Origin of the sequence: Nonomuraea sp. NPDC005501, from assembly GCF_040605905.1 — a bacterium.
Taxonomy (GTDB): domain Bacteria; phylum Actinomycetota; class Actinomycetes; order Streptosporangiales; family Streptosporangiaceae; genus Nonomuraea.
In genome coordinates this window covers 1-14,027 of record NZ_JBEXDT010000040.1, presented here as the reverse complement: position 1 = coordinate 14,027, position 14,027 = coordinate 1, and the positions used below count along the sequence as shown (strand labels likewise).

Annotated in this window: 15 protein-coding genes; 11 read left to right on the top strand and 4 right to left on the bottom strand. The window is 71.7% G+C overall.

Features of this window, described 5'->3' with window-relative positions:
• The first annotated feature begins 6 nt into the window (after positions 1-6).
• Entirely contained in the window at positions 7-894 is an 888-nt protein-coding gene (locus tag ABZS51_RS20475; RefSeq protein ID WP_355443152.1) for an MEDS domain-containing protein, read from the top strand.
• On the top strand, positions 891-1,856 hold the full coding sequence (locus ABZS51_RS20470) for a sensor histidine kinase (RefSeq protein WP_355443149.1): 966 nt from the start codon (positions 891-893) through the stop codon (positions 1,854-1,856). The genes ABZS51_RS20475 and ABZS51_RS20470 overlap by 4 nt, the downstream gene beginning before the upstream one ends.
• 24 nt (positions 1,857-1,880) lie before the next feature.
• On the opposite strand, the gene ABZS51_RS20465 is transcribed toward ABZS51_RS20470, so the two are convergent.
• Complete coding sequence (locus ABZS51_RS20465) at positions 1,881-2,483, bottom strand: class I SAM-dependent methyltransferase (RefSeq protein ID WP_355443146.1); 603 nt, start codon at positions 2,481-2,483, stop codon at positions 1,881-1,883.
• Between the two features lie 235 nt (positions 2,484-2,718).
• Here ABZS51_RS20465 and ABZS51_RS20460 point away from each other — a divergent pair, with 235 nt between their 5' ends.
• Complete coding sequence (locus ABZS51_RS20460) at positions 2,719-3,402, top strand: SDR family oxidoreductase (protein ID WP_355443143.1); 684 nt, start codon at positions 2,719-2,721, stop codon at positions 3,400-3,402.
• 31 nt (positions 3,403-3,433) lie between these two features.
• Here ABZS51_RS20460 and ABZS51_RS20455 read toward each other — a convergent pair whose 3' ends face one another.
• Both ABZS51_RS20455 and ABZS51_RS20450 read right to left on the bottom strand, forming a co-directional pair.
• Complete coding sequence (locus ABZS51_RS20455; RefSeq protein ID WP_355443140.1) at positions 3,434-4,048, bottom strand: helix-turn-helix domain-containing protein; 615 nt, start codon at positions 4,046-4,048, stop codon at positions 3,434-3,436.
• 51 nt (positions 4,049-4,099) lie between these two features.
• Positions 4,100-5,290, bottom strand: a complete 1,191-nt coding sequence (locus ABZS51_RS20450) for an aminotransferase class V-fold PLP-dependent enzyme (RefSeq protein ID WP_355443137.1) — start codon at positions 5,288-5,290, stop codon at positions 4,100-4,102.
• 47 nt (positions 5,291-5,337) lie between these two features.
• On the opposite strand from ABZS51_RS20450, the gene ABZS51_RS20445 reads away from it, so the two are divergent.
• Together ABZS51_RS20445 and ABZS51_RS20440 are read left to right on the top strand one after the other, a co-directional pair.
• Complete coding sequence (locus ABZS51_RS20445; RefSeq protein ID WP_355443134.1) at positions 5,338-5,973, top strand: GntR family transcriptional regulator; 636 nt, start codon at positions 5,338-5,340, stop codon at positions 5,971-5,973.
• Positions 5,970-6,734 carry an SDR family NAD(P)-dependent oxidoreductase gene (locus tag ABZS51_RS20440; protein ID WP_355443132.1) on the top strand — a complete coding sequence of 255 codons (765 nt, stop codon included), beginning with the start codon at positions 5,970-5,972 and terminating at the stop codon, positions 6,732-6,734. The genes ABZS51_RS20445 and ABZS51_RS20440 overlap by 4 nt, the downstream gene beginning before the upstream one ends.
• Before the next feature lie 9 nt (positions 6,735-6,743).
• Here the strand turns inward: ABZS51_RS20440 and ABZS51_RS20435 are convergent, their stop codons facing one another.
• Positions 6,744-7,517: a glucose 1-dehydrogenase gene (locus ABZS51_RS20435; protein WP_355443129.1), complete on the bottom strand. Its 774-nt coding sequence runs from the start codon at positions 7,515-7,517 to the stop codon at positions 6,744-6,746.
• A 263-nt stretch (positions 7,518-7,780) separates the two neighbouring features.
• Here ABZS51_RS20435 and ABZS51_RS20430 point away from each other — a divergent pair, with 263 nt between their 5' ends.
• The 6 genes from ABZS51_RS20430 (at position 7,781) to ABZS51_RS20405 (ending at position 13,801) form a co-directional block, all read left to right on the top strand.
• Entirely contained in the window at positions 7,781-9,139 is a 1,359-nt protein-coding gene (locus ABZS51_RS20430) for an ATP-binding protein (RefSeq protein ID WP_355443126.1), read from the top strand.
• Positions 9,136-9,552, top strand: coding sequence for a roadblock/LC7 domain-containing protein (locus tag ABZS51_RS20425; protein ID WP_355443123.1), 417 nt, complete (start codon positions 9,136-9,138; stop codon positions 9,550-9,552). The genes ABZS51_RS20430 and ABZS51_RS20425 overlap by 4 nt, the downstream gene beginning before the upstream one ends.
• On the top strand, positions 9,552-9,908 hold the full coding sequence (locus tag ABZS51_RS20420; protein WP_355443120.1) for a DUF742 domain-containing protein: 357 nt from the start codon (positions 9,552-9,554) through the stop codon (positions 9,906-9,908). Before ABZS51_RS20425 ends, ABZS51_RS20420 begins: the two co-directional genes overlap by 1 nt.
• On the top strand, positions 9,889-10,497 hold the full coding sequence (locus ABZS51_RS20415) for an ATP/GTP-binding protein (protein ID WP_355443117.1): 609 nt from the start codon (positions 9,889-9,891) through the stop codon (positions 10,495-10,497). The genes ABZS51_RS20420 and ABZS51_RS20415 overlap by 20 nt, the downstream gene beginning before the upstream one ends.
• Positions 10,494-11,768 (top strand): cytochrome P450, encoded by a 1,275-nt coding sequence (locus ABZS51_RS20410; protein ID WP_355443114.1) that lies wholly within the window; start codon positions 10,494-10,496, stop codon positions 11,766-11,768. Before ABZS51_RS20415 ends, ABZS51_RS20410 begins: the two co-directional genes overlap by 4 nt.
• A gap of 425 nt (positions 11,769-12,193) precedes the next feature.
• Positions 12,194-13,801: a phospholipase A2 gene (locus ABZS51_RS20405; RefSeq protein WP_355443111.1), complete on the top strand. Its 1,608-nt coding sequence runs from the start codon at positions 12,194-12,196 to the stop codon at positions 13,799-13,801.
• Positions 13,802-14,027: the final 226 nt, after the last annotated feature.

Below are 14,027 nucleotides of genomic sequence, written 5' to 3'. Positions count from 1 at the left end.
CGGTACATGGCACATCCCACCACAGTGGACCATCTCCTCCCGGGGGATCACGTCTGCTGGACATTCGACGACCATGAACGGCATCTGTCGGCCCTGATTCGTTACCTTCGCGGAGGTCTCGAGCGGGGTGAGCAGGTCCTGTACTTCACCGACACCTTCCTGCCCGACGCCTTCCTCGCGGCGGCGCAGGCGTACGGTCTGGAGGTGCGCGAGCCCGAGCGCACCGGGCAGCTTCAGGTGACCACCGCCGAGGAGTCCTACCTGGCGGGCGGCACGTTCGACGCCGAGCGTGCCCTGGAGGGCTGGCACACCGCCATCGGCGAGGCGCGCGGCCAGGGCTACAGCGCGCTGCGGGTGGCGGCCGACATGGGCTGGACGGTCCGCGCCACTCCCGGCGTCGAGCGGCTGGCCTGGTACGAGGCGCAGGTCAACCAGATCTTCTCCGACGGCTACGCGATGGCGCTGTGCTGCTACGACCGGCGGCTGTTCACCAGCGCCGAGCTGGACCGGGTCGGCGCCGCCCACCCGGCGACCGCGCGGGCGGGGGCGGGCAGCCACGAGGAGTGGGCGCCGATGCTGCGGATCCGGCGCACCTTCGAGGGGCTGGCGCTGACGGGCGCGGCCGACCGGAGCAACAGCGACGCCCTGGAGGCCACGCTGCGCCATGTCGTGGCCGACGCCCATCGCATCGCCGACGGGGCCGCCCCGCTGGTGGTGGACGTGGCGGACCTGACGTTCGCCGACACGGCCATCGCCCGCCTGCTGGCCGGCGCGGTCGCCGCCGCGCGGGGCCGGCTCCTCCTGCGGGGCGTCCGCCCGACGCTGCACGAGATGCTGTCGGTGATCGACCCGGGCCAGGCCCACGCGCGGTGCGTCACCGGGAGCCCGGTATGAGCGTCACGACCTCCCCCTCCGGCCCCTCCGGGTCCGTCGCCGATCCGTTCGAGCACATCGGGCTGCTCTACGACACGCCCGACGCCTACGCCGAGGGGTGCGCCGCGTTCCTGCGGCGGGCGCTCGACGCCGGCGAGCCGGCCATGGTGGCCGTGCCGGGCGGCAACGGCGACCTCATCCGGTCCCGTCTGGGCGGGGCCGCCTCCCGGGTGGTCTTCGCCGACATGGCGGTGGCCGGCCGCAATCCCGGCCGCATCATCCCCCGCGTCCTGCTGGACTTCGCCCGCCGCCACTCCGGGCAGCGCGTGTGGATCATCGGTGAGCCGATCTGGGCGGGCCGCAGCGAGGTCGAGTACCCGGCCTGCGCGGCGCACGAGGCGCTCATCAACGCCGCCTTCGCCGGCCGAGACGCGGCGATCCTGTGCCCGTACGACACGGCCGCCCTCGGCGCGCGAGCGGTCGAGGACTCCTACCGCACCCATCCCGTCATGGCCGAGGCAGACCGCACCTGGGCCAGCGGCCTCTACGCCGATCCCTTGGACACCGCAGCGATGTTCGACCAGCCTCTTCCCACTCCCCCACTCACCGCGTACCAGCGGACGTTCAAGACCGTCGGCGAGCTGGAGGACGTGCGCTCCTTCACCGCCGGTCTCGCCCGCTCGGCGGGCCTGCCCGACTCCCGCGTCGAACGCGCCGTGCTCGCGGTCAACGAGGTCGCCACCAACGCCTTCGAGCACACCACGGGCGGCTGCACGATCACCGTGTGGACCGAGACCGCGACGCTCGTGTACCAGATCGACGACGCCGGTCACTTCGTCGAGCCGATGGCCGGGCGGATCCCGCCGGTGGACCTGCAGTCGCGCGGTCACGGGCTGATCCTCGTCAACGAGCTCAGCGATCTGGTGCGCCGCCACGACCACGCCGACGGCACCACCACCCGCCTGCACTTCGTCCTCGGCTGACGCCGCTCCCGGAGCGCCGCCGGCTCAGTCCTGCGGTTTGCGCCAGGTGATGCTGTACCGCAGCAGCAGGTGGCGGCGGTACTCGGAGCCGGGCAGGATCTCGGCGGCCAGCTCCCGCATCTGCGGGTAGGTCACCGGCGGCGGCCACACCGTGGGCGCCGAATGCCGCCAGAGGCCCTTGACGGCGCGGTGGAAGGTGCCGACGGCGACGCCGGCCAGGACGCGCGGCAGGTCGCCGGGCATGGTGCTGCGGGCGAGGCCGACGACGGCCAGGACGCCGCCGGGGCGCAGCAGGTCGCGCATGCGGGCCAGCCCGGTGGCGGCGTCCATGTGGTGCAGGGTGGCCACGGAGGCGACGACGTCGAACGAGGCGGGCTCGAAGGGGTGGGTGAGGAAGTCGCCGACGATGTAGCCGACGTCGTCGGGGTGTGAGCGGGCCTGCTCGATGCTGGGCGCGTGCAGGTCGATGCCGGTGACGTGCGGCACGGTCCGCCGGAGTTCGCGGGCGAGCATCCCCTCGCCGCAGCCGACGTCGAGGGCGCGCCCGGCTCCCTCAGGGATCGAGCTCAGGATGCGGGGGTGGTAATGGATGTTGTGGTTCCATCGCCTGCTGTTCTCGGCCGCCATGTGATCATCCTGCCGGACACGCTTCGCTGAGGCGATCCGGACAGCTCCGCCCGGCACGACGACCGCAAAGGCGGCGGGCCTGCGCGGCGGCCCTCGGCGCGGACGCCGACGTACCCGCCTGACCCGGTCTCCCCGCCACTGCTGCTACGCGCTCCTCACCAAGGGGCAGCCTGCCGCCGGGCCCTTTTGCTTTACCGTCCGGCTCCTGCCGTGACCAGCGGGGCACCCTGGAGGTATGGACCTCAAGGACGCGGTCGCGGTGGTGACCGGCGGGAACCGCGGGCTGGGCAGGCACTTCGTCACCCAGCTCCTCGAGCGCGGCGCGAAGGTGTACGCCGCCGCCCGCGACCCCGGGCAGGTGGACGTGCCCGGCGCGGTGCCGTTGCGGCTGGACATCATCGACGCGGAGTCGGTGGCCGAGGCGGCCCGGGTCGCCACGGACACGACGGTGCTGGTCAACAACGCCGGCATCTCCACCCACGCCACGCTGCTCGGCGGCGACTTCGACCTGATCCGCCTGGAGATGGAGACCCACTTCTTCGGCCCGCTGGCCGTCACGCGCGCCTTCGCGCCGGTCATCGAGGCGAACGGCGGGGGCGGGATCATCAACGTCCTGTCCGTGCTGTCGTGGGTGCACGTGCCCGACTACGGCGCCTACAGCGCGGGCAAGGCCGCGGCGTGGGCGATGACCGACGCGGTGCGGCAGCAGCTCGCCCCGCGGGGCATCGGGGTGACCAGCGTGCATGTCGGCTACATGGACACCGACATGGCGTCGTACGTGGACCCGGAGCAGAAAGTGGATCCGGCGCAGGTGGCCGCCGCGGCCCTGGACGGGCTGGCCGCGGGCCGGCCGGAGATCCTCGCCGACGAGCTGAGCCGCGCGGCGAAGCGGGACCTGGCGGCGCCGCCGGCCGCCTGAGCGCGCCGCCTCTCGGCAGGGACCGCCTGGGTCACCCCAGCGAGCGGGCCAGACGGAGGACCCCCGCGCGGATGCGCCGCTCGCCGAGCTCCGGGAGCAGCGCCGTCACGTGCACGGCCGACAGAGCGGCGAGCAGCGCATGGGCGGAGTGGTCGGGGTCGGGGGTCCCGCCGAGCAGGATCGCCACGTGGCGGTGCCAGAACCGGTACGCCCCGATCCGGTAACGGGCGCCGGGGGAGCCGGTCTCCGACATGCGGATCACCGCCAGGTGCTCCAGCAGGTAGTCGAGGTAGGCGTCCACGAAGGCGGCCAGGCGCTCGGCGGGCGCGGCCCCGGGCCCCAGCGGCGGCGGCCCGTACAGGATCGCCTCCTGCAGCACCCGCTCCCGGGCGTCCAGCAGCGCCGCCGCCAGCCCCGACTTGTCGCCGAAGCGCCGGAACAGCGTGCCCTTGCCGACGCCGGCCGCCTTGGCGACCTGGTCCATGGACACCGCCTCGACCCCGTGCGCGGCGAACAGCCGCGCGGCGGCGTCCAGCACGGTGGCGCGGTTGCGGGAGGCGTCGGCCCGCTCCTTGGGCGGGCGGCTCAGCAGCAGCTCCAGCGGCCTCGCAGAATCGGCCTGCGGTCCGTTGTTATCGCGCGCCATAGCCGGACTATAGTCCGTTTCATCGCCGAGGTGAACCACCCTGCCGGCGCGTCACCGGCTCATCCCGCCGACCGCCTCGACGAGCCGGTGCAGCTCATCCTCGGTGTTGTAGTAGTGCACCGAGGCCCGGACCAGGTCGGGCAGGCCGCGCGCGGGCAGGTCGTAGCGGGCGTAGCGCCGCAGCGAGACCGACGTGTTGACGCCCCTCGCGGCCAGCCGGCCATGGACCTCGGCCGCCGGTCTTCCCTCCACCGTGAACGTGACGATGCCGCACTTCCGCACCCCCTGGTCGTGGACCCGCACGCCCGGCACCTCCCGCAGCGCGTCCCTGAGCCGCCCCGCCAGCGTGCCGACCCGCCGCTCGATGGCGGGCAGGCCCCACGACAGCGCGTGGTCGACGGCGGCGCCCAGCCCGAGGATGGCGGCGACGTCGCGCTCCCACGTCTCGAACATCCGCGCCGTCTCCTCCACCTCGTACCGGTCCGGATGGGTCCAGGTGGCGGCGTGCAGGTCGAGGACGGCGGGCGTGAGGCGTTCGCGCAGCCGGGGCCGGACGTAGAGCAGGCCGGTGCCCCGGGGACCGCGCAGGTACTTGCGGCCTGGGGCGCTCAGCGCGTCGCAGCGCAGCCGTTCGACGTCGAGGTCGAGCTGCCCGGCCGACTGGCAGGCGTCCAGCAGGTACGGCACGCCGGCGTCCGCGGCGATCCGGCCCACCTCCTCTGCGGGGTTGACCAGGCCGCCCTGGGTGGGGACATGGGTGATGGCGATGAGCCGCACCCGCTCGTCCAGGCGGCGCCGCAGGTCCTCGACGTCGAGCTGCCCGCTCGGGTCGTCGTCGACCACCTCCACGCGCGCCCCGGTCCGCTCGGCGACCTGGAGGAACGCGATGACGTTGCTGGCGTACTCGGCCCGGCTGGTCAGGATGCGATCGCCGGGGCCGAACGGCAGGGCGTAGAACACCGCCTGCCAGCCGCGGGTGGCGTTGTCGGTCAGTGCGATGTCGTCGCCGTGCGCGTTCAGCAGGGTGGCGACGGACTCCCGTACGGCGTCGAGCCGCGGCGCGGCCTCGGCCGCCGCCCGGTAGCCGCCGCGCAAGGCCTCCTCGCGCAGGTGGGCGATCACCGTGTCGGTCACGATCGCGGGTGGGAGCGCGGCCCCCGCGTTGTCGAGGTGGGTCACCCGGGCGCACCCGGGAGTCTCCGCCCGCGCCCGCCCGACGTCCACGTCTTGCATGCAGTTCATACAAACTGAATACAGAAATTCGTGATTGCATGCAATAGGATGCGAGTGTGACAGACAACGCGAGTCCCCTCCGCCGGGACCTGGCCGAGCAGATCACGGCGCGCGTCCTGGACGGCCGGTTCCCGGCGGCCGCGCGCGTCAACGAGGTCCGTCTGGCCGCCGAGCTGGGCGTCAGCCGCACTCCGCTGCGGGAGGCGCTGGTGGAGCTCACCGACCGGGGTCTCCTGGTGGCCGAGCCCCGGCGCGGCTTCCGCGTGCCGCCCCTCGACCCGGCTGAGGCTCGCAAGCTCTATCCGCTGGTGGGCGAGCTGGAGGCGCTCGCGCTGCGCTGGTCCCCGCCGCAGGCCCTCCACGGCGTCACGGACCGGCTCGAACGGCTCAACGACGACATGCGCGCCGCCCTCGACACCGGAGGCGACCTGGCCGCGCTCGACGACGCCTGGCACGCGTTGCTGCTGTCGGCCTGCGCCAACGACCACCTGATGCGGCTCATCGCCCAGACCAAGCCCCTGGTCAAGCGGTACGACGTGCTCTACTTCGGCGGCCGGGAACGAGCGGAGCAGAGCCTCGCCGAGCACCGGCGCATCGTCGCCGCCATCCGCGACGAGGATCTCGGCGAGGCGGCGCGCTGGCTCACCCGCAACTGGGTCAACGGAGCCGAATACCTGGGCGAGCAGCCATGATTCCGGGAACCGATCTCGACGGGCAGGTCGCTTTGATCACCGGCGGCTCGTCCGGCCTGGGCGAGTCCATCGCGCTCGCCCTCGCGCGGGCGGGCGCGACCGTCGCGGTGGCCGGGCGGCGACGGGAGACCGCCGAGAGTGCGGCCGGCCGGATCACCGCCCTCACCGGCCGTCCCGCCCTGGCGCTGGCCTGCGACGTGGCCGACGACGCCGGGGTGCGCCGGATGGTGGACGAGGCCGTCGACCGGCACGGCCGGCTGGACGTCCTGGTGACCAGCGCCGGGGTCCAGGCCCGCGGCGCGCTCGCCGACCTCACCGCCGCGGACCTCCGGCGCTGCCTGGAGGTCAACGTCGTCGGCACGTTCCTGGCCTGCCAGGCGGCCGTCCCGGTGATGCGGGCCGCCGGGTACGGCCGCATCGTCACGCTGGCCAGCGCGCTGGGCCTCGTGGGCGCGGCGGGCCGGGCCGGGTACGCCGCCAGCAAGGGCGCCGTCGTGCAGCTCACCCGGAGCCTGGCGGTCGAGCTGGCCGGCACCGGCATCTGCGTCAACGCCCTGGCTCCGGGCCCGTTCCGCACGCCGCTGAACGAGGGCGCCGACGACGACCCCCGCGTGCGCGACTTCCTGGACCACCAGGTCCCCGCCGGACGCTGGGCCGAGACGACCGAGCTGACCGCGGCGGCGCTCCTGCTGGCGAGCCCGGCCGCGTCGTACATCACGGGCGCGATCCTTCCGGTGGACGGCGGCTGGACCGCCCAGTGAGCAGCCCCGTCAGCGGGCGGTCATCGCCCCGTCCACGGCCATGGGCAGGCCGGTCACGAACGAGGCGGCGTCGGAGCTGAGCCAGGCGATCGCCTCGCCGATCTCCGGAGGGTTGGCGTACCGCCTGACCGGGTGGTAGGCGGCGGTCTGGTCCAGCGTCATGATCCCCTGCTGGATGAGGTCGTCCACCATCTGGGTGCGCACGGCGCCGGGACACACGGCGTTCACGCGGATCCCCGAGGTCGCGTACTCCAGGGCGGCCGCCTTGGTCAGCCCCACCACCCCGTGCTTGGCGGCGACGTACGGCGAGACGAAGGGCGCCTCGATGCCGACCAGGCCGGCCACCGAGGCCACGTTGACGATCGAGCCCGAGCCCTGCTCCAGCATCTGGACGAGCTCGTGCTTCATGCACCACCAGACGCCCTTGAGGTTGACCCCGATCGAGGCGTCCCAGGCTTCCTCGCCCACCTCGTGGAGCCGGCCGTCGCCCGCCGTGTCCACGCCCGCGTTGTTGACCGCGCAGTCCAGGCGGCCGAACCGCTCGACCGTGAAGTCGACCATGTCCTTGACCGCGTCGGACCGCCGCACGTCCACCCACACGAAGGCCGCCTCGCCGCCCGCCGCCTCGACCTCGGCGACCGTGCGCTTGCCGCCCTCCTCGTTGATGTCGGCGACCACCACCCTGGCCCCGTGCCGGGCGAACACCACCGCCGTGGCGGCTCCGATGCCCGATCCGGCGCCCGTGATCAACGCCGCTTTGCCATCGAGTAGTGAACCAGCCATGGAGAGCCGACTCCCGTCCTGTGTCAAGGCGATAGGAACTGGCACCGTACTGGAGGGTTGATCAACGTGTCGAGTTTCGGGGAGGATCTGACGCGTTGCCGTCAGATGCGGCCTTATGACGCAGAGTAAAGTGCTGTAAGATCTTTTGTCGCTCGCCCAGCGATCAAGGAGATCGGCCGGAACAGGTCCGTCGTCGCGCGTTCGGCCCCGGTCGCGTCGCGTTCGCGATGACCGGGCTCCACTCGCCGACGAGGAGCTCATCGATGTCAGTACAGGTACCAACACGCCACCGCGCGGCGCGCCTGCCGCTGGGGGAATCCCTGGTCGTCCTGGCGGCCACGGCCGTCATCACGGGGGCCGCGTCGTTGACGGCCGTGCTCACCGCCCCCCTCTCGGCCCGGACATTCCTGGCCTGGACCCTCGGTGTCGCGGCCGTCCTCGTGTGCGGTGCGGTCACGTTCGCGACGTACGGCAGCCAGCAGATCCGGCAGCTGCGCAGCCGGCTCGCCGCGGGCGACGCGGAGCTCATCCGGATGGCCACGGAGACGATGCCCGGAACGGTGGCGCGGATCAGGGAGGGGATGTCGGCGGAGTCCGTACTCGCGGGCATCCCCCGGCCGGCGAGCACCGCCCAGCAGCACCTCCTGTACGTCTTCGTCAACGAGGTCAGCCGGGAGCAGCGGGTACGCGCCGCCACGACGTCCGCGTGCGCCAGTGCCGCCGGGCGGGTGCAGGCCCTGGCCACCAGCATGCTGGCCGACCTGCGCGAGATGGAGGACCGGCACGACCGGATCACCCTCGGCGACCTGCTGAAGCTCGACCACACGACCGCGCAGGCCGGCCGGCTCGCCGACAGCATCGCCCTGCTGACCGGGGCGAGGTCGGGGCGGCGCTGGACCAAGCCGATCGTGATGGAGAGCATCCTGCGGGGGGCCATCGGCAGGATCAGCGCCTACCAGCGGGTCCGGGTGCACTCGGTCAGCACCGTCGCGATCGCCGGGCACGCCGCGGAGGGCGTCATGCACGCCCTCGCCGAGCTGATGGACAACGCCACCAGCTTCTCCCCGCCCACCGAAGAGGTCCACGTGTACGTGGAGGAGGTGAGCACGGGGATCGTGATCACGATCGAGGACTGCGGCCTGGTGATGAGCCCCGCCGCGCTGGCCCGGGCGGAGCGCGCCGTGTCCGCCGAGCCGCTGGACTTCACGACGCTGTCCGGCTCCCGGCTCGGGCTGGCGGTCGTCGGCTGCCTGGCCCGCAAGCACGGCCTGACCGTGTCCTTCCGCCCGTCCTCGCGTGGCGGCACCGGCGTGGTCGTCATGATCCCGCAGCAGCTCATCAGTCACAACATCCCGGCCCCGCGGGTGACGCACTCCCCCGCGGCGGCCCTGCACGGCCGGCAGGCCGCGCCGCCGGCTGCCCCCGAGCAGGACGCGGAGCTGCACGGGCTGCCGCGACGCCGCCGGGGGCAGACGCTCGCGGCCGCCGCACCCACGTCGCCGGCGCCGGCCGCCGGCCCCGAGCCCCGGCCCACGCGGCCACCTTCCGACGCCGCAGCCAAGTTCGCGGCCTTCCACCAGGCGAGCAGGGCACGACAGATTGGAGAGGACGGACCTCGATGAGAAGCTCAGATCAGGAACTCGGCTGGCTGCTGGAGAACCTCCTGGAGAGGACCCCGCAGACCCGGTACGCGCTGGTGCTGTCGAGAGACGGCCTGCGCCTCTCCCACACCGCCGCGCTCACCGTGGACCGCGCCGACCAGCTCGCGGCGATCGCCTCCGGTATCCAGAGCCTGTCGTACGGCGCGTCCATCGAGTTCGGCGACGGCACGGGAGGGCTGCGGCAGTCCATGACCGAGTTCCACGGCGGGTTGCTGTTCATCGTGGAGGCGGGAGAGGGCGCGCACCTCGCCGTGGTGGCCGGCGACGACGCCGATCCGGGGGTCATCGGCCACAACATGAACGAGCTGGTGGAGCAGATCGGCGAATACCTGACCGCGCCGCCCCGCGCACCGCAGCAGAGCAGCCGGCTCTGATGTCGCCGCGCCTGGAGGACGAGAATCCGGACCGCCTCTACATGGTGACCGGCGGGCGCAGCAGCGTGACGGACGACGCCTTCGACATGGTCACGCTGATCGTGAGTGAGTGCGATCCCACTCCGGGCATGCAGTCCGAGCATGCCCGCATTCTCCGGCTCTGCAGGAGCCCGACGGCGGTCGTGGAGATCGCGGCGGAGCTGCGGCTGCCGGTCAGCGTTGTGTGCATCCTGCTGTGCGACCTGCTGGACACCGGACGCATCACCGCCAGGAACCCGCGTCCGGCGCCTGCCGAGACGCGTCTGCCCGATCCCGACATGCTGAAGCAGGTACTCGTTGGACTCCAGAACCTCTGAACCGGTCGCGCGCACCCCGTTGCCGAGCTCCGCGACCACCGGACTCAAGATCGTGATCGTCGGCGGCTTCGGCGTGGGGAAGACGACCCTGGTCAAATCGGTCAGCGAGATCCGTCCGCTGAGCACCGAGGAGACCATGACGCGGGCGGGGATCGGGGTGGACGACGCGCGCGGGGTGGAGGCGAAGTCCACCACCACGGTGGCGTTCGACTTCGGCCGGATCAGCCTGAACGCCGAGCTGGTGCTCTACCTGTTCGGCGCGCCGGGTCAGGAGCGGTTCTGGTTCCTGTGGGACCGCCTGTTCACCGGAACCCTGGGGGCCGTCGTGCTGGTGGACACGCGTCGCCTGGCCGACTCCTGGTACGCCATCGACCGGCTCGAACACCACGGCATGCCGTTCATCGTGGCCCACAACCGGTTCGGCGAGTCCACCCACACGCTCGACCAGATCCGGGACGCGCTCGACCTCTCCAGCGACGTGCCGCTGATCGCGTGCGACGCGCGGCAGCGGGAGTCCAGCAAGGCCGTGCTGATCACGCTGGTCAACCACCTCTATGCTCTGTCCTCCGCCCGGCAGGTGACCTCATGACCGACGCCACGCATTCCTCCGAACCCGTCCACTGGTTCGCCGCCCCTCCCACGGTCCCTGAGCGGAGCGCGTTCGAGGGCGCCTTCCCCATGTACGGCAGGGAGTACCACCGAAACCCCGCCCGCGCCTTCGAGGAGATGCGCAAGCAGGGCCCCGTGGTCCCGATCCTGCTGGAGGGCGACGTACCCGGCTGGCTGGTGCTCGGCTACCGCGAGCTGCGTTACGTGCTCAGCAATCCCAAGCTGTTCGTCCGCGACTCGCGCCATTGGAACCAGTGGAAGAACATCCCGCCCGACTGGCCCCTCAACGCGTACGTCGCCTACCAGCCGTCCATGCTGTTCGAGGTGGGCGCGGCGCACGAGCGCCGCGCGGGCGCGGTCAGCGACGCCCTCGCCGCGGCCGACCAGTTCGAGCTGCGGGCGCGCTGCGAGCGGGTCGCCGAGGGGCTGATCAACACCTTCATCGGCTCCGGCCGGGCGGACCTGATGGCGCAGTACGCCAACCCGATCCCGCTGCTCGTCCTCGCCTCGATGCTCGGCCTGCCGGATCCGGACACCCGTGCGCTGGTCGGCGAGGTCGCCACGACCCTGAACGGCGGGCCGGCCGCGATGGAGGCGTACCAGCGGGTACAGGCCATCATGAGCCGGCTGCTGGAGACGAAACGGCAGTACCCGGGGCCCGACATGCCCTCCCGGCTGCTCGCCCACCCCGCCGGGCTCACCGACGAGGAGCTCACCCAGGACCTGCTCCTGACCCTGACCGCGGCCCACGACCCGACGGCCACCTGGATCGGCAACACGATCCAGCTCATGCTGACGGACGACCGGTTCGCCATGACGCTGTCGGGCGGCCGGCGCAGCATCGGCCAGGCGCTGAACGAGGTGCTGTGGAAGGAGGCGCCCGGGCAGATCGCCATCGGACGGTGGCCGGTCATGGACACCCAGCTCAGCGGCCGCCGCATCAAGGCCGGCGACCTCCTCGTCTGCGGCCTGGCCGCCGCCAACCTCGACCCCCAGGTACGCCCGGACCTCTACGGCGACTCCGTGAGCAATCACGCGCACATGTCGTTCGGGTACGGCGCGCACGGCTGCCCGCACCCCGCGCCGGAGCTCGCGGAGGTCATCGCGCACATCGCGGTGGAGATGCTGCTCGACCGGCTGCCCGACGTGGTGCTGGCGGTGCCGCCGGAGTCGCTGGAGTGGCGGTCGTCGATCCAGATGCGCAGCCTGGAGTCGCTGCCGGTCGAGTTCACGCCGGGCTATCCGATGTGATCACGGCCCCGCGGCGGCGGTCCTCGCCGGGGTGCCGTCCGGCCCTCTCGCGCCGCCGCGGTGCGCCGGCCTGCCGCTACGGGCCGCCGTGAAATCGAAATTCGTCGACGTCGAGGCGTTGCCACCGCTGATTCCTATGCACTTCGACCTCCAAGTCGGCGCGGACGAGCACCGGCGGGCCGGCGATTCTCTCTTTTTCGCAGACCACCGAACTGTCCCCATAAATTCTGCATAAATTCGGCAGCATTCGCCGAACGGCCTTCGCGGCCTGCACATTTCATACGAGGGGGATGGCAGCGGGGACGCAGCTCCATACGCGATTGGAGCATCACTCCACGGAATTGTCCATATCTTGTCAAGGGATTTATCAGCACTTACTCTCCAGGTGATCAGATCACTTTCTCTCTTCACCCTGGAGGCACCACGTGCGCCGATTACCTCTGTCCGCCGCCCTCGCGGCCATGCTCCTCCCCTTCCTGGCCCCGGACGTCTCCGCCGCCGCGCTGACCGATCCGCCGCCGGCCGACGTGCAGGAGATCGGCCCCGGCCAGTACTCCGCCGACACCAAGACCTTCAAGCTCACCGAGCTGGACGTGTCCGCCGGCGCGATCAGCCGTAAGCACGGCGTGGCCCTGACCGCCGGCGATCTGGCCCGGCCGCAGTCCGCCCCGGCCACCCGCCCCGAGCTCGGCGTCTTCGGGCCCGGCTGGCAGGCGGAGTTCGCCGGCGGGGAGATCAACCGGAAACTGGAGAACCAGAACGGCACCCTCGTCGTCACGGAGCTCGAGGGAGGGACGTCGACCCGCTACCCCCTGAAGAGCAGCGTCTCCTTCCCCGACGGCGGCGGTATCCAGACGTACCAGGCCGACAACGGATCAAAGATCACCGAAACCACCAAGTGGGACGCGAACGTCGGAGCGATGCGCACCACGACGATCGAGACGATCCCGATGGATCCGGGCCTCGTGGAGGCGGGCGACGACACCTTCGTCACCGCCGACGGCACCCCGATCAACAACGGCGACCTCCAGCTCACCTACGCCTGGGCCCGGCCGGCCGGGGCGCCGAGCGCCGACCCCTGGCGGGTGACGGACGTGGGCAGCACCGCCGTCGGCAAGTCCACCATCACCTACGACACCCAGGGCCGCGTCAGCACCGTGAAGGAGCCGGCCGGCGCCACGGACCCCGCATCCGTCACCAAGTTCACCTACGCCACGACCACCACGGCCTCCGGCACCTCCAACGGCGACTACGCGGGCCGGCTCAAGGAGGTCGCGGTCACCTACGGGACCGAGGCGCCGCAGATCGAGGCGAGCTACGCCTACGACCCGAACGGCCTGCTGCGCACCGTGAGCGATCCCAGCGTCGGCGCCGTCCAGGGGACCTACGCCTACGACGCGGTGGGACGCCTGTCGTCGATCGAGTCCGTCACCAACGGCGGGTGGCAGCTCAGCTTCCCGGCGGGCGTCGCCGCTCCCCAGGTGACCGCCACGGGCACCGACATGCCGGCCAACGGCGGGACGACCGAGGGCGCGGCCGGGCTGGACGACCCCAATGCGACCGAGCCGCCCGCCAGTGACTTCCTGCCGGACGGCGTGGATCCCCCGCAGTCCTACCCGAAGAAGTGCAGCACCGCCGTGACCTGGATGTGGTACACGAAGTCGGGCTGCTCGGCCTGGGCATTCCACGGCGGCAAGTGGCGCAAGCCCGACTGGAAGCGGACCGCCAGCGGCTTCAAGGTCAGGGGCATCTACTACGACCACTGCACGTCGTCCCCGGACAAGCCTCACAATTTCGATTTCCGGCCGGCCTGTGACTCCCACGACTACGGATACGGCCTGATAGCCAACCGGAAGAAGCATTACAAGTACTACCTCGACAACACCCGTACGCGAAAGCTCGATGTGGACAACCGGTTCTACATCACCCTGCGCGACAAGGTGTGCGGCGGCTACTTCATCCTGGTCCGGCCGGACTGCAGGGCATGGGCATGGACGTATTACCAGTTCGTCAAAAAGTACGGCAACCCGTGAGAACGCCGCCGGCCCGATGTGACACCTGAGCTCTGACCTTTTCGGGGACCCCCCTCGGCCGGATGGCGGCTTCGGCCGCCGTCCGGCCACCCCTTCATGCCCTTAATGTAAGGCGCGGTACGTCATGAAAACACGAGTCTTATCCTGTGTCATCGCGGCCCTGGCGACCACGGTGATCGCGACCGGGCCGGTCCACGCGGCGGAGCCCTCCCCCACGACTCCCGCA

Bases quoted from the DNA above. Each gene is read 5' to 3' on its own strand.
- ABZS51_RS20470 (WP_355443149.1), top strand. From the start codon at position 891: ATGAGCGTCACGACCTCCCCCTCCGGCCCCTCCGGGTCCGTCGCCGAT.
- ABZS51_RS20455 (WP_355443140.1), bottom strand. From the start codon at position 4,048: ATGGCGCGCGATAACAACGGACCGCAGGCCGATTCTGCGAGGCCGCTG.
- ABZS51_RS20465 (WP_355443146.1), bottom strand. From the start codon at position 2,483: ATGGCGGCCGAGAACAGCAGGCGATGGAACCACAACATCCATTACCAC.
- ABZS51_RS20475 (WP_355443152.1), top strand. From the start codon at position 7: ATGGCACATCCCACCACAGTGGACCATCTCCTCCCGGGGGATCACGTC.
- ABZS51_RS20410 (WP_355443114.1), top strand. From the start codon at position 10,494: ATGACCGACGCCACGCATTCCTCCGAACCCGTCCACTGGTTCGCCGCC.
- ABZS51_RS20460 (WP_355443143.1), top strand. From the start codon at position 2,719: ATGGACCTCAAGGACGCGGTCGCGGTGGTGACCGGCGGGAACCGCGGG.
- ABZS51_RS20440 (WP_355443132.1), top strand. From the start codon at position 5,970: ATGATTCCGGGAACCGATCTCGACGGGCAGGTCGCTTTGATCACCGGC.
- ABZS51_RS20430 (WP_355443126.1), top strand. From the start codon at position 7,781: ATGTCAGTACAGGTACCAACACGCCACCGCGCGGCGCGCCTGCCGCTG.
- ABZS51_RS20425 (WP_355443123.1), top strand. From the start codon at position 9,136: ATGAGAAGCTCAGATCAGGAACTCGGCTGGCTGCTGGAGAACCTCCTG.
- ABZS51_RS20420 (WP_355443120.1), top strand. From the start codon at position 9,552: ATGTCGCCGCGCCTGGAGGACGAGAATCCGGACCGCCTCTACATGGTG.
- ABZS51_RS20450 (WP_355443137.1), bottom strand. From the start codon at position 5,290: ATGAACTGCATGCAAGACGTGGACGTCGGGCGGGCGCGGGCGGAGACT.
- ABZS51_RS20435 (WP_355443129.1), bottom strand. From the start codon at position 7,517: ATGGCTGGTTCACTACTCGATGGCAAAGCGGCGTTGATCACGGGCGCC.